General features: G+C 73.6%; 11 protein-coding genes, 1 tRNA gene and 1 pseudogene. 5 read left to right on the top strand and 8 right to left on the bottom strand.

What is annotated here, in order from left to right; genetic code table 11:
- The first annotated feature begins 93 nt into the window (after positions 1–93).
- Entirely contained in the window at positions 94–513 is a 420-nt protein-coding gene (locus tag ABT263_RS23840) for a Fur family transcriptional regulator (protein WP_352293072.1), read from the top strand.
- Between the two features lie 7 nt (positions 514–520).
- Here the strand turns inward: ABT263_RS23840 and ABT263_RS23835 are convergent, their stop codons facing one another.
- The 3 genes from ABT263_RS23835 to ABT263_RS23825 all read right to left on the bottom strand — a co-directional run bounded on the left by ABT263_RS23835 (position 521) and on the right by ABT263_RS23825 (position 6,006).
- Positions 521–2,503, bottom strand: a complete 1,983-nt coding sequence (locus ABT263_RS23835) for a tetratricopeptide repeat protein (protein WP_352293070.1) — start codon at positions 2,501–2,503, stop codon at positions 521–523.
- A gap of 382 nt (positions 2,504–2,885) precedes the next feature.
- Positions 2,886–2,959 (bottom strand) — tRNA-Met (locus ABT263_RS23830).
- A 56-nt stretch (positions 2,960–3,015) separates the two neighbouring features.
- Positions 3,016–6,006, bottom strand: a complete 2,991-nt coding sequence (locus ABT263_RS23825; protein WP_352293068.1) for a UPF0182 family membrane protein — start codon at positions 6,004–6,006, stop codon at positions 3,016–3,018.
- A gap of 278 nt (positions 6,007–6,284) precedes the next feature.
- Here ABT263_RS23825 and ABT263_RS23820 point away from each other — a divergent pair, with 278 nt between their 5' ends.
- Positions 6,285–6,848 (top strand): PPA1309 family protein, encoded by a 564-nt coding sequence (locus tag ABT263_RS23820; protein WP_352293065.1) that lies wholly within the window; start codon positions 6,285–6,287, stop codon positions 6,846–6,848.
- A gap of 62 nt (positions 6,849–6,910) precedes the next feature.
- On the opposite strand, the gene ABT263_RS23815 is transcribed toward ABT263_RS23820, so the two are convergent.
- The 4 genes from ABT263_RS23815 to ABT263_RS23800 form a co-directional block, all read right to left on the bottom strand.
- Positions 6,911–7,996, bottom strand: coding sequence for a YlbL family protein (locus tag ABT263_RS23815; RefSeq protein ID WP_352293063.1), 1,086 nt, complete (start codon positions 7,994–7,996; stop codon positions 6,911–6,913).
- A 42-nt stretch (positions 7,997–8,038) separates the two neighbouring features.
- Positions 8,039–8,227, bottom strand: coding sequence for a hypothetical protein (locus tag ABT263_RS23810; protein WP_329489514.1), 189 nt, complete (start codon positions 8,225–8,227; stop codon positions 8,039–8,041).
- Positions 8,228–8,409: 182 nt separating this feature from the next.
- A complete protein-coding gene (locus ABT263_RS23805) occupies positions 8,410–8,850 on the bottom strand; it encodes a molybdenum cofactor biosynthesis protein MoaE (protein WP_352293061.1) in 441 nt (146 codons plus the stop codon).
- 142 nt (positions 8,851–8,992) lie between these two features.
- Entirely contained in the window at positions 8,993–10,141 is a 1,149-nt protein-coding gene (locus tag ABT263_RS23800) for an NAD-dependent epimerase/dehydratase family protein (protein WP_380388081.1), read from the bottom strand.
- A gap of 209 nt (positions 10,142–10,350) precedes the next feature.
- Here ABT263_RS23800 and ABT263_RS23795 point away from each other — a divergent pair, with 209 nt between their 5' ends.
- Complete coding sequence (locus ABT263_RS23795) at positions 10,351–11,928, top strand: zinc-dependent metalloprotease (RefSeq protein WP_352293059.1); 1,578 nt, start codon at positions 10,351–10,353, stop codon at positions 11,926–11,928.
- Positions 11,925–12,512 (top strand): NUDIX hydrolase, encoded by a 588-nt coding sequence (locus tag ABT263_RS23790; protein WP_352293057.1) that lies wholly within the window; start codon positions 11,925–11,927, stop codon positions 12,510–12,512. The genes ABT263_RS23795 and ABT263_RS23790 overlap by 4 nt, the downstream gene beginning before the upstream one ends.
- A 134-nt stretch (positions 12,513–12,646) precedes the next feature.
- On the opposite strand, the gene ABT263_RS23785 is transcribed toward ABT263_RS23790, so the two are convergent.
- On the bottom strand, positions 12,647–13,216 hold the full coding sequence (locus tag ABT263_RS23785; protein ID WP_329492238.1) for a M48 metallopeptidase family protein: 570 nt from the start codon (positions 13,214–13,216) through the stop codon (positions 12,647–12,649).
- Between the two features lie 414 nt (positions 13,217–13,630).
- On the opposite strand from ABT263_RS23785, the pseudogene ABT263_RS23780 reads away from it, so the two are divergent.
- Positions 13,631–14,239 (top strand): annotated as a pseudogene (locus ABT263_RS23780) (ThiF family adenylyltransferase); the annotation flags it as partial.

Below are 14,239 nucleotides of genomic sequence, written 5' to 3'. Positions count from 1 at the left end.
GCGTGGTCCGGTCGTGACAACAACTCGATCCTAACTTGGACTTTGTCCAAGTCAATACTGGAACCAAAGTGAGAGCTCACCTATCCTGTACGCATGAGCGACCTGCTGGAACGACTTCGCGGACGTGGGTGGCGGCTGACCTCGCAGCGCCGGGTCGTGGCCGAGGTCCTCGACGGGGACCACGTCCACCTCACGGCCGACGAGGTGCACTCGCGCGCCGTGGAGCGCCTGCCCGAGATCAGCCGCGCGACGGTCTACAACACGCTCGGCGAGCTGGTCTGCCTCGGCGAGGTGCTGGAGGTCGCCACCGACGGGCGGGCCAAGCGGTACGACCCCAACGCGCACCGGCCGCACCAGCACCTGGTCTGCTCGGGCTGCGGCGCCATCCGCGACGTCCACCCGCAGGGCGACCCGCTGGCCGGCCTCCCGCGGGGCGAGCGGTTCGGCTTCGTCCTCTCCGGAGCCGAGATCACCTACCGGGGCCTCTGTCCGGACTGCGCGGACCGCGGCTGAGCGAGCGCTACGCGCTCAACTCCGCGTGCAGCGCGCCGAGCAGCCGGCCGGCCCGCTCGGCGACCTCGGCGGGGCCGTAGTCGGCCGCGCGCCGGCACCAGTTCTCCGCCTGCACCGGCTCGCCGCGGCGCAGCGCCAGCAGGGCCAGCCGCAGCGCCGCCCGGCCGTGCCCGGCGTCGGCGGCCCTGGTGTACCAGAGCATCGCCTCGGCCTCGCAGTCCTGCCGGGCCAGCAGCAGGCCCAGGTTGAAGGCCGCACTGCGGCTGCCCGCCCCGGCCGCCCGCCGGTACCAGCTCTCGGCGATCTCCAGCGCCCCGCGCTCGGCGGCCCGCACGCCCATCCGGACCTGCGCCCGGCGGTGGCCGGCGTCGGCCGCGACCGCGTACCAGTGCTCGGCCTCGTCGTCCGCGTCGCCGCGCCGGTCCAGCACCGAGGCCAGCCGGAACGCGCCCTCGGCCGACCCGCCGGCCGCCGCCTGCCGGTAGCGCTCCAGCGCCCCCGCCAGGTTGCCGCGCTGCTCCTGGGCCACCGCCAGCTGGAGGGCCGCCTCGCCGTGGCCCTCGGCGGCGGCGCGCGCGTACCACTCCTGCGCCTGCCGGTGGTCCCCGCGCCCGGCGTGCAGCACGCCCAGGTTGAAGGCGCCGTCCACGCTGCCGGCCTCGGCGGCCTTGGAGAACCAGGGCTCGGCGCCCGACTCGTCGCCGCGCTGGAGCAGCACCACGGCCAGCGCGTTGCACGCCTCGCGGTGCCCGGCGTACGCGGCGCGGCGGTACCACTGCTCGGCCTGCTGGTCGCGGCCGGCCCCGGCGCAGAGCAGTCCGAGGTTGAAGGCGCCGTTCTGGTCGCCGGCGTCCAGTGCGCTGCGGTACCAGCGCTCGGCCTCGGCCGCCTCGCCGCGCGAGGCGTGCAGCGCGCCCAGGGCGTTGGCGGCGTTGCCGTCGCCCGCCTCGGCCGCCTCCTGCCACCACTCGGCGGCGGCGGTGAGGTCCCCGGAGTCGCGCAGCAGGAAGCCCAGCGCGCAGGCCGCCCGCGGCTCGCCGTTCTGCGCCGACTGCCGGTACCAGCGGGCCGCCTCGTCCAGCAGGCCGCGGTCGGCCCGGGAGCGCTCCTCCAGCAGCACCCCGAGCCGCAGCGCGGCGCGGGCGTGGCTGCGGGCGGCGGCGGTGCGGTACCAGGTCTCGGCGGTCTCCTTGTCCCCCGCGGCCTCGCGCATCCGGGCCAGCCGGTAGGCGGCCTCGCGGTGCCCGGCGTCGGCGGAGACCTTGAACCAGCGCTCGGCGCGCACGTCGCGCCGGTGCTCCATCAGGTCGCCCAACGCGTAGGCGCCGAGCGGGTGCCCGTGGTCGGCGGCGAAGTGCAGCCAGTACTCGGCGGCCTCCTCCTCGCCCTGGTCCCGCAGTTGGAGCCCGAGCGCGTGCGCGGCGGGCGCGCTGCCGGCCACCGCGGCCTGACGCCACCACTGGGCCGCCTCCGAGCGGTGGCCCTGCTGGTGCAGCAGCACGCCGAGGTTGTTGGCGGCCGAGCGCAGCCCGGCCGCGGCGGCGCCGCGCAGGTACGGCTCGGCGTCCTCCAGGTCCCCGCGGCGCAGCAGCAGGGTGCCGAGCCGGCCGGCGGCGTCCGCGTCCCCGTCGTCGGCTGCCTGGCGGTGCCGGGCCTCCAGGGCGGCCTGCTCCCGGGCGGCCAGGGCGGTCTCGAAGCTGGCGGAGTCGAATCCGGCCCGCTCGCGCCCCTCCTCGCCGCCCTCCTCGTCCTCGGTGGCGGCGCCGTAGGGGCCGATGGCGGCGGTGAACTGGCTGGCGGAGACGTGCACCAGGCTGTCGGGGCCGTAGCCGTCGACCGGCCGGCGGTCCGTCAGTCCGCCGGTGCGCTGGGCGGGCAGGGCGCCGGGCCGGTCCTCGGAGTTCTCGGAGCTATCGGCCCAGCCCTCGGTGTCCGCCTCGGTGGTCGCCGCGGACTTGGCTCCTGGCCCGTTCTTGCCGATCAGCCTCATGCCGACTCCCGCTCCCCCAGAGTGTCGCGGCATCCTCCCCCGGCCCGCGGCCGGACGGACCCGCTGCCGGCCTCCGGCCGAAGGGGTCCCCATGGGGCGCGCTGGAGCCGACGGCCGGTCAACAGCCGCGCAACGTCCCCCATGTGTCCCATCGTCGCATCACCCGCAACCCGCGTACACCTGCCCCGGCCGAATTCGGCGGCGCGGAACCGAAGCCGACGAAATTGCTTCGGCGCTTTGTCGATTTCCCGACACTCGGGTCCACAAACCCCCATGCCGGCGTCGGTGGCGACGATCGATCCTACCGGAGGGGCCCACACCACCCTCGGCGGGAAACGCGAGAGGCCCGGAGGATGATCCTCCGGGCCTCTCGGCTACTGAGTAGCGGGGACAGGATTTGAACCTGCGACCTCTGGGTTATGAGCCCAGCGAGCTACCGAGCTGCTCCACCCCGCGTCGGTAGTGAAACCATAGCACGGTCGCGGGGTGGAACAGGAATCGGTTCTCCCAGCTCAGGGGCTCGCGCCCGCCGAGGGGCTCGGCGAGGCCCCGGCCGGCGCGGTGGCCGAAGGCGTGGCGGCGGGGGTGCCGCCGGCCTTCTGCTGCGCCGCCTGGGCCGCCTTGATCGCGTCGCCGAGCGCCTTCTGGGCCTGGCCGTAGGCCGCCCAGTCACCGCTCTTGAACGCGTTCTGGCTGTCGTTGTACGCCTTCTCGACGTCCGCCCAGGCCTTCTGCAGCTCCGGGGTGGTGGCCCCGCCGGTGCCCGGGGTGGCCGGCGCCGTCGGGGTGGGCGTCGGGGTGCTCGGGGTCCCCGGGGTGGTCGGCGCGGTCGGCGTGGTCGCCGGGGCGGCACCCGCGAAGACCTTCTTCAGCGCCTCCTCCAGGGTGTTCTCGAACGCCACGTTGTCGTTGCCGTACACCGCGAGCACCTTCTGCAGCGTCGGGTACTTGGCGCCGCGCCCGCGCACGTACACCGGCTCGACGTTGAGCAGGCCGCCGCCGACCGGCAGGGTCAGCAGGTTGCCGTACTCCAGCTCGGAGTCACCGCCGCTCTTCAGCAGGGTGATCTGCTGGGCCACTTCCTGGCGGGAGTTGAACTGCGACTGCACCAGGTTGGGCCCGAGGGTCTTGCTGTCCCCCGGCACCTTGAGGAGCCTGATCTTCCCGTAGTCCGGCCCCGGGTCGGCGCTGACCGCCATGAAGGCCGCCAGGTTCTCCCGGCCGCTCGGCACGAAGGTGCTGGTCAGCGAGAAGCTGGCGGAGGTGACCGCCGGGTCCGGCATCCGCACCGTCAGGTAGTACGGCGGCTGCGGCTGCTTGGTGTCGCTGGTCGGGTCGACCGGGATCTGCCAGATGTCGCTGCCGTTGAAGAACGAGTTGGCGTCCGTCACGTGGTACTGGCCGAGCAGGTCGCGCTGCACCTTGAACATGTCCTGCGGGTAGCGCAGGTGCGGCATCAGCGTGCCCGGGATGTCGGCCTTGGCCTTGACGGTGTCCGGGAACGCCTTCATCCAGGTCTTGAGCACCGGGTCGTTCTCGTCCCACTGGTAGAGCGTCACCTCACCGGTGTACGCGTCCACGGTGGCCTTGACCGAGTTGCGGATGTAGTTGACCTGGTTGGCGGCGGTCAGCAGCTCGCCGCGCTGGTTGGTCAGCGAGTCCTTGGTGGCCGTGCCCAGCGTCGTCTTGGACGAGAACGGGTAGCCGTCGGAGGTGGTGTAGCCGTCGAGCACCCAGACCACCCGCCCGGGCTGGCCGTCCGGGCCGGGCTGCACGACCGGGTACGGGTCGGCGTCGATCGACAGCCACGGCGCGGCCTTCTCCACCCGCTCCTTGGGCGTCCGGTCGTAGATGACCTTCGCGCCGTCGGTGATCGCCCCCGCGTAGAGGATCTGCGGCTCGGCGAACTTCACCGCGTACGCGGCCCGGGTGATCGGGTTGTCCAGCGAGACGCCGCTGCCGCCGGTGTACTGGTACTGCTTGTTCTCACCGGAGTCGGTGGTGTAGTCGATCTCCTGGTTGGCACCGCCGACGATCGAGTACGTGCCGGTCTTCTCGCCGTAGTAGACCCGCTGCTGGTAGTCGCCCAGCGAACCGGTGGCCGGCAGGCCCGACTCGGTGAAGACCGGCTGGCCCTTGTCGTTGACCTGGTTGCCCTTGGCCACCACCGCGCCGTAGCCGTGGGTGTACTTGAAGTGGTCGTTGATCCAGTTGCGCTGCACGCCGTTGAGGTCCAGCTCACGCAGGCCGATCACGGTGTCCTGGGCGGTCTCGCCCTTGCCGTAGCGGTCCACGTCCAACGTGGACGGGAAGGCGTAGTACGAGCGCTGCTGCTCGATCGACTGGAAGGTCGGCGAGACCACGTTCGGATCCAGCAGCCGGATGTCCGCGATGGTCTGCGCGTCGGGCTTGAGCGCCTCGGCCGTGGTCGAACCCTGCGGGGTGTACTGGGTGGTCTGGCTGTCCGCGATCCCGTACGCCTGCCGCGTCGCGTCGATGTTCTTCTGGATGTACGGCGTCTCCTTGGCCTGCTCGTTCGGCTTGACCTGGAACTGCTGCACGATCGCCGGGTACACCCCGCCGATCAGCACCGCCGAGAGCACCATCAGCCCGAGGCCGATCAGGGCCGGTGCCCAGGTGCGGCGGATCGGGGTCAGGAAGAACAGCACCGCGCAGATGATCGCGACGAAGAACAGGATGGTCTTGGCCGGCAGGAACGCGTTGGCGTCCACGTAGCGCAGGCCGGTCCAGCCGGTGACGCTCTTGTACGAGCCGGTCTTCACCGCCAGCGCGTACCGGTCCAGCCAGTACGCCACCGCCTTCAGCAGCACGAACACGCCGAGCAGCACCGCGAGGTGGCCCTGCGCGCCGGCACTGGCCCGGCGGCCCGGCCCCTGCAGCCGCAGGCCCCCGTACAGGTAGTGCACCAGCGCCGAGGTCAGCAGCGAGACGATCACCGCGCTGAACGCGAAGCCGAGCAGGAACTCGTAGAACGGCAGCTCGAAGGCGTAGAACGAGACGTCCATGCCGAACTGCTGGTCCTTGACGCCGAAGGACGTCCCGTTGGTCCACAGCAGCCAGGTCCGCCACTGGCCCGAGGCGGCGGCGCCGGCCACCAGGCCGATCACCAGCGAGATCCCGATCAGCGCCCAGCGCTTGAACGGCGCCAGGCCGGCCCGGTAGCGGTCCAGGCTCTGCTGCTCCACCGACATCGCCGACAGCGGCGGCCGGAGCCGGTGCGCCAGCCAGATGTTGGCGCCCACGACCAGCGCCATCAACAGGCCGAAGACGGCGAACAGGCCGACCTTCGTCCAGAGCTGGGTGGTGAACACCGAGGAGTAGTGGACCGACTTGAACCAGAGCCAGTCCGTCCAGAACCCGGCGAACATGACGAACAGCAGGAAGAGCACCGCGAGTACGCCCAGGGTGAGCAGGAGTACCCGCGCCCGCCGGGAGGGCGGGCCTACCCTGCGCCGGAATCCCGGCCCTGAGCGTTCCGGCATCTGGAATACCACGGGGCACCTCAGCTGTGTCGTCTGGAATCGAGCGGTCGTCAGTGCAACTTAACCAGGCTTTAGCCGAGTTCCCACCGTTAGCAGACGGTTACTCCGGCGTTCCCCGGCCGCAGCCGTCCGGCCGTCCGGCCACCGGACGCGCCACCGGACTCCGCCGCGGCCCGGGCGCTCCCGGGCGGCCCCGCGGCTCCGCCCCGTGGGCGCCGCGCCCGCCCCCGCCGGACCTGTGGCACCGCCCGGACCGCCCGGCGTGTGAGGATTGAGGCATGTCCGATGTCTCCAATTCCCCCGACGACGTCTCCAAGCTCCCGGCCGCGACCCCGCTGACCCGGGCCGCGCTGGAGATCGACGAGTACGCCGCCACCCTCGGCTGGGACCTCCCGGCCCGGCTGTTCGCCCTGGTGGACAGCGCGGCCCTGCTCAAGGCCGATCCCGGGATCGCCAAGAAGCTCGGCCTCTCCGACAGCCCGGAGGCCGGCCTCACCCCGATCGAGCAGGACGAACTGCCCGAAGGCATGGAGCTGGACAAGTTCCTGGGCACCATCGCCTGGCCCGACGCCGTGGTCGGCTGCGCCCTGGTGGTCGAGCGGCTGATGCTGCCGCCGGGCGCCGAGCAGTCCCGCCCGCGCAACGCCAGCGACGCCCAGCTCGCCGACTGGGTGGCCAACCACCCCGACCGCGAGGAAGTGCGGATCACCGCCGCCGTGCTGCGCGACGGCAAGCGGGAGATCGCCCTGCGGCTGCGCTCCAAGGACGTCGCCCGCGAGGTGCTGACCGGCCCCGACCTCGTCCCCGGCCTGACCGCGGCGCTGCTCGCCACCTTCTCCTAGGCCACGACCGGTACGCCGCGGGCCCCGGACGGGATCGTCCGGGGCCCGCGGCGTCCGGCCGGTCAGCCGGTGGCGCAGGAGGGCAGCGCGGCGGTCTGCCCGCTGCGCACCTGCTCCAGCGACTTCAGCGCGCCGTCCAGCGTCTCGGTCCTGATCAGGGTCAGTCCGGACGGGGTGTTCTTGCCGGCCTCGGCGCAGTTGGCGGCCGGGGTGAAGAAGTACTGGGCGCCGGCGTCCCGGGCCGCGATCAGCTTCATCGATATCCCGCCGATCGGCCCGACCGCGCCGGCGTCGTCGATGGTGCCCGTCCCCGCGACGAACCTGCCGCCGGTGAGGTCCTCCGGCGTCAGCTTGTCGATGATGCCCAGCGAGAACATCAGGCCCGCGCTCGGCCCGCCGACGTCCTGGAGGCCGATGTCGATCTGGAACGGGTAGGTGTGCCGGACGCCGGGCCGGATGCCGACCATGGCTGCACCGGTGTCGGGGGACTTCACGGTCGGGACGGCGATGTCGGTCCGGGCCGCCGCCGGGTCCGCCTTGCTCGCGTCCTTGACCATCGGCACCACGGTGAAGACGGCCGTCTCGCCGGGCTGGTGCTTGGTGACGGCCTTCGCCACGCTGTCCGCGTCGGTGACCGGGGTGCCGTCGACCGCGATGATCCGGTCCCCGGCGTGCAGCTTGCCCTCGGCCGGGGCGCCGGCCGTGACCGACTGGACGATCAGCTCGTTACCGACCGGGATGCCGAGCTGGGTCAGCGCCGCCGTCCGCGCGTGGTCCTCGGAGAGCGCGAACTCCTCGGCGTTCTGCCGCTTGGCGTCGGCGTCCGTCTGGCCCTTCGGGTAGACGTTGTCGTGCGGTACCACCAGCACGTCGTCCCGGAGCCACCCGACCACCGCGTTGACCAGGCTGGGCTCGTACTTGGCACCGGTGACCTGGACGGTGGTCATGTTGAGGTGGCCGCTCACCGGGTAGGACTCGTGGCCGGTGACGGTGATCACCGGCGTGCCCGTCTTCTCCTGCACCCCGAGCGTGTTGTACGTCGGCCCCGGGCTCATCTCCGTGTACGGCACCTTCATCATCACCGACGCGCAGAGCAGCGCTATGAGCAGCAGGGTGGCGGCGAGCATCGTCGCAGAGCGGCGTGGCATGCCTCGACAGTACGGGACGCGCCCGACGCCACGCCCGCCGGGCTACCGGCCGGGGTCCTCGCCCGGGCCGGGGGCGGCGGTGGTGCGTTCCATGGCGGCCATGAAGCGCCGGTGCTCGGCGAGGGAGGCGGGGTCACCGGTGGCTCTGGGGGACCGCTGGGCCCAGCCCGCCCACACGGCGGCGAACAGTGCGGCGATGACAGGAATGATCAACCAGGCGAGCGCAGCCATATCAGTACTCCCAGCTCGTCGTGTCTATGAGCAGACTAACCACCCCGCCGGAGAACGCGGGTGGCGCCGTCCGGGTTACGGCACGGCCGATCGGCTCACTGCCAGGGAGTATCCGGGGCGCCGGCCCGGACCCGTTCGGGTGAAGGCCCGGCGCGCCTGCGCGTCGGCGGTGTCCGGGTGGGTCAGCAGCCGCCGGCGCCGACCCACTCCTCCTCGCCGTCGGCGAACACCTGGTGCTTCCAGATCGGCACCTCGTGCTTGAGCTCGTCGATCAGCCGGCGGGCGGCGGCGAACGCCTCGCCCCGGTGGGCGCAGGAGACGGCGACGATCACGGCCTTGTCGGTGATCTCCAGCCGGCCGATCCGGTGCACCGCGGCGAGCGCCCGGACCGGGAACTCCGCGACGACCTTCTCGGCGATCCGGCGCATCTCCTGCTCGGCCGAGGGGTGGCAGCTGTACTCCAGCGCGGCGACCGACTTCCCGCCGTCGTGGTCCCGGACCGTCCCGACGAAGACGGTCGTACCGCCGGCGGCGTCGTCGCCGACCGCCTCGTAGACCTCGTCGAGCGAGAGGGGGGTGTCGCGGACGGCGAGCAGGCGGATGGGGTCGTGGTTGTCGGCCATACCCCCATGATTCCCCATCGCGGGTGACTTCGGGCAAGGGGGTTCCGTATCACGATTGGGAAATTTCGCATCGTGAGAATCGAGGCAGGCCGACCGCGGTGGGCACCGGTGGCGGGCCCCGCCCGCCGCGGCCGTCGAAGGGTCAGAAGCGGCGCCGCTTGCGCGCCCGCCGGACCAGCGCGGCCGTACCGACCAGCGCCACCGTCGCCCCGGCCGCGCCCAGGCTGGTGGCGGCCTCCTTGCCGCCGAGCCGCCGCCCGGCCACCGCGTGCTTCCCGGAGACCTGCGCCAGCAGCTCCGCCAGCACCTGCTCGTTGCTGTAGGTCGGACGCCAGCCCGCCTCGTGCAGCCGGCTGCCGGACACCACCCAGGGGTACATCGTGTACGCGAGGTCCCCGGCCGGGGCCGGGGTCAGCCCGAGCCGGTGCAGCCGGGCCGCGGTGCCCAGCGCGAGCGAGGCCGGCAGCTCCATCCGCCGGATGCCCGACAGCCGCTCCACGTCCTCCTGCTCCAGCCAGCCGTCGCAGCCGACCGTGACCTCGCCCTCGACCAGCCCGAGCGCCGCGTACTCCAGCGCCGCCGCCAGGTCGTCCACGTGGCAGAACTGCCAGCACGGCCGGGAGCCCGCCACCACCAGCAGCCGGGGCGCCTCGAAGTGCCGGGTCAGCACGGTGTCGACGCCGGGCCCGACCACCACGGCCGGACGCAGCACGGTCACCTGCAGCCCCGGGTGGGCCCGCGGGGCCCGCCGGGCCAGCCGCTCGATCTCCAGCAGGTCGCCGACCAGCGAGGCCTCCTCGGTGGCCCGCAGCTCGGAGTCCTCGGCCAGCGGCACCTCGTTGTCGGCGAGCGCGCCGTAGACCATCGCGGAGGTGCACAGCACCACCCGGTGCACCCCGGCCGCCGCGGCGGCGGTCAGCACGGTCTGCGCGCCGCGCACGTTGTAGGCGCTGCGGGCGCGCGGATCGGACTCCATCCCGAGGTCCATCGCCAGGTGGACGACCACGTCCACACCGGCCAGCCGCTCGGCCACCGCCGGGTCGCGGACGTCCAGGACGCGCCACTGCACGCCCGGCACCTCGCCCCGCCGGTCGTCGACGGCGAGCACCTTCCTCACCCCCGGCGAGGCGACCAGGCGGGCGGCGACGCGCTCGCCGAGCACACCGGCGGCGCCGGTGACGGCCACGGTCAGTGGCCTTCCGCCGTAGGCTGGAGGCGGCGACGCCGTGATGTCCGGGGCGTCCTCTCCTCCGGTCAGCCCAGAGCGAACGTCCGAAGGCGGGGAACTCACCGGCCATCCTCCACGGTTAGCTTATGTGCGTACGTACGTGTGTCACGTACGTCCATCCTGCCCGAGGCGAAGGCCCGGCGGTGCACCCGGCGCGGACCAGCCGTGCGGGAGCCGCCCGCCGAACGCGAGTCCCCCACTCCGCGGACCGCCCCGGGCGGGCCGAAATTCCGCCACCACCCCGCATGACGGCCGACCGGATCGAGGACCCCGTGAGCGACCTTCCCTTCGGATTCGGCGTTCCGCCAGAGGAGCCCGAGGACGGCAAGCCCGAGGACGGCAAGGGCAAGCCCGGCGACGAGCAGAAGAAGAAGGACCAGGGCGGCGAGCAGGGCGGCCCCCAGCCGTTCGGCTTCGGCGGGAACCCCTTCGGCGCGCTCTTCGGCATGGGGATGCCCGGCGCTCCCGGCGCTCCCGGCACCCCGAGCGGGCCCGGCGGGGGCGACAACCCCTTCGCCGCGATGTTCGGCGGCCTCAACCCCAACGACCTCGGCGCCGCCTTCCAGCAGCTCGGCCAGATGCTCTCGTTCGAGGGCGGCCCGGTGAACTGGGACCTCGCCAAGGACATCGCCCGCCAGACCGTCGTCGCCGAGCCCGTCGAGGGCAAGTCCAAGGACCGGTCGGTCAGCGCTTCCGAGCGCTCCGCCGTCGCCGAGGCCGTCCGGCTCGCCGACCTCTGGCTGGACGGCGCCACCGAGTTCCCCTCCGGGGCCGGCACCGCCGTCGCCTGGAGCCGGGCCGAGTGGATCGAGGCCACCCTGCCGGTCTGGAAGGACCTCGTGGACCCGGTCGCCGAGCGGGTGGGCACGGCCATGGGCGGCGTCCTGCCCGAGGAGATGCAGGCCATGGCGGGCCCGCTGATGGGCATGATGCGCTCGATGGGCGGCGCCATGTTCGGCAGCCAGATCGGCCAGGCGCTCGGCGCGCTCGCCGCCGAGGTGGTCGGCTCGACCGACGTCGGCCTGCCGCTGGCCCCCGCCGGGAAGGCCGCGCTGCTGCCGCAGAACATCGCCGAGTTCGGCGAGGGCCTGAACGTGCCCGCCGACGAGGTCCGGCTCTACCTCGCCCTGCGCGAGGCCGCCCACCAGCGCCTCTTCGCCCACGTGCCGTGGCTGCGCGCCCACCTGTTCGGCGCCGTCGAGGCCTATGCGCGCGGCATCAAGGTCGACACCTCCCGGATGGAGGAGCTCGCCGGCCAGCTCGACCCGAGCAACCCCGAGGCGCTCCAGGAGGCCCTGGCCGGCGGACTGCTCCAGCCCGAGGACACCCCTGAGCAGAAGGCCGCGCTCGCCCGTCTGGAGACGGCGCTCGCGCTGGTCGAGGGCTGGGTCGACGCCGTGGTGCACACCGCCGCCGAACCGCACCTGCCGCAGGCCGGCGCGCTGCGCGAGACCGTCCGCCGCCGCCGTGCGGCCGGCGGACCCGCCGAGCAGACCTTCGCCACCCTGGTCGGCCTGGAGCTGCGCCCGCGCCGGCTGCGCGACGCCGCCCGGCTCTGGGCGCTGCTCGCCGACGCCCGGGGCATCGAGGGCCGCGACGACCTCTGGCAGCACCCCGACATGCTCCCCACCGCCGCCGACCTGGACGACCCGGACGCCTTCGTGCACCGGGACACCGCCGGCGACACCGAGGGCGGCCTGGACTTCGACGCGATCGACAGGCTGCTCGGCGAGGCCGCCGCGGGCGGGCCGTCGAAGTCCTCGGAGCCCTCGAAGCCTTCGGAGTCCGCCAAACCCGACCTGGAGAAGAAGGACGACGGCGAGGACGGGAAGGGCGAGCCCACCGCATGACGCTCACCGAGACGGGCGCGTCCGCCCTGCACGCGGACGCGGTCCGCACCCTGAGCGGCTGGCGTCCGGCCGGCCCGGACCAGGAGCGGCTGCGCCTCGACTACCTGGACCACCTGGCCGAGCAGCCCGAGGGCCTGTTCCGCTCCTGCCTGCCCGCCCACATCACCGCCAGCGCGGCCGTGGTGGACCCGGCCGCCGGGCGGGTGCTGCTGACCCTGCACCCCAAGGTCGGCCTCTGGCTGCAGATGGGCGGCCACTGCGAGCCGGGCGACCGCGACCTGGCCTCCGCCGCGCTGCGCGAGGCCACCGAGGAGTCGGGCATCCCGGACCTCGTGCTGCTGGCCGCCGACGGCGTACCGGTACCGGCCAAGCTCGACCGGCACCAGGTCCGCTGCACCGGCAAGGACCGGCCGGAGAACACCCACCTGGACGTCCAGTACATCGCGGTGGCCCCGCCCGGCGCCGAGGCGCTGATCAGCGAGGAGTCGCTGGACCTGCGCTGGTTCGGCTTCGACGAGCTGCCCGAGCTGACCGACCACTCGGTGCGCGACCTGGTGGCGCGCGCCCGGCAGCTCACCGGCTGAGGCGCGACAGACCTGAGGGGGCGCGGGCCGCTGTGGCCCGCGCCCCCTCTGTCGTGCGCCCGTCCGCCGCTGACCCGCGCCCGTCCGCCCCGCGTCGCCCGCCGCCCGCGCCCGCCAGGGGTGCGGCGCTCCGGTCAGCCGCAGGATCCGGCCGGCTCGGCCTCCGGCGGACCCGCGTGCCGGGCGCCCGGGATGTGCGGCAGCCGGGCCGCCGAGGCGACGCCCTCCAGATAGCCGCGCGCCCGCTCCGTCCGCGGGTACGCCTCCAGCAGGGCCCAGAACGAGGCGCCGTGGTCCGGCACCAGCAGGTGGGCGAGCTCGTGCAGCAGCACGTAGTCGACGACGTACTCCGGCATGCCCTGCAGCCGGTGCGAGAGCCGGATGGTCCGCTCGCTGGGGGTGCAGGAACCCCAGCGCGAGTTCTGGTTGGTGACCCAGCGGACCTGGACCGGCTGGGCGCGATTGCCCAGGTAGGCGGCGGACAGCTCGCGCGCCCGGACCGCCAGCGCGTCGTCGCCGAGCACCCGGCGGCTCTCCTGGGCGGCCAGCTTCTCCAGCATCTGCGCGACCCAGCGCTGTTCCTCGGCGTGCGACATCCGGGCCGGGATCAGCACGACCGTGCGGTCGCCCTCGCGGTAGGCCGAGACGGTGCGGCTGCGCCGGGCACTGCGGCGGACCTCCACCCGGGAGCGGTCGAAGGGCAGCTCGACGTGTTTCTCCGACGGCGCGGGGGGCTGCGCGGGCGCCGATCCGGGCTGTTGGTCCGGGCGCCCGCGCGTGCTCGGCGTCGCGACCTGGGACCCGGAGGCTGCACGGGCACGCCGACGCGACGCCGGGGGATGGGAGTCCCGTTCGGCTGCCATGGCACACGACGTTACCCGGTACCGCTGACAGAAGTCCGCTGCCATGGCCGAAATCTTTCGTGGAGTGATCGGGAACGAAAGGCCGACGGCGGGTGTCCGGAATGCGACTCCGTACCGGCCGGCAGGTTATCCACAGGGCATGCGAACGGATCATTCGATCATGTGCTCGTGCCTGTGGACAACGCCGGGCACGGATCCGCGCCGATCGGGCAGGCTGGCCCCGGCCGTCCGGAAACGATCGGAAGGAAATCCACCGTGCGCCTCCTGCTGAAGCCCGCCCTCTCCCGCAGCTGGCGGGACTCCGAGACCCTGCAGTTCGGCACCGTCCGCCAGTACGCCGGGGTGGTCGAACGCGCGGACCGGGCCCGCTGCGACTTCCTCGGCCTGCTCGACGGGACGCGGGACCGGCCCGCGCTGCTGGCCGCCGGCGAGCGGGCCGGCCTCGGGCGCGAGCCGACCGGCGCGCTGCTGGACGAGCTGGAGCGGACCGGGCTGCTCGACGACGCCGAGGCGGCGGGCCGTGCCCTGGCCCGCTTCCCGCAGCCGCACCGGGAGCTACTCGGCCCGGACCTCGCTTCGCTCTCCCTGGTGCACTCCGCCCCCGGCGCCGCCCCCGCCGTCCTCGGCCGCCGGGCCGACCACCGGGTCGAGGTGCGCGGGGCCGGCCGGGTCGGCGCCGCGATCGCCGCCGTCCTGGCGGCCGCCGGTACGGGGGCGGTCACCGTCACCGACACCGGTCGGGTGCGGCCCGCGGACTGCTCCCCCGCCGGCACCCATGTCAGGTTGTATCGCCAGGAACATCGCCAAGTTCGGGATGGTGGCCGCGGCCGCCCTCGGCGCGGTCGGCGCCACCACCCTGCCGAC

It is taken from the genome of Kitasatospora sp. NPDC001603 (genome assembly GCF_040298365.1).
Lineage (GTDB): Bacteria > Actinomycetota > Actinomycetes > Streptomycetales > Streptomycetaceae > Kitasatospora.
The sequence above is the reverse complement of the archived record's forward strand: the minus strand, read 5'-3'. Positions and strand labels throughout refer to the sequence as shown.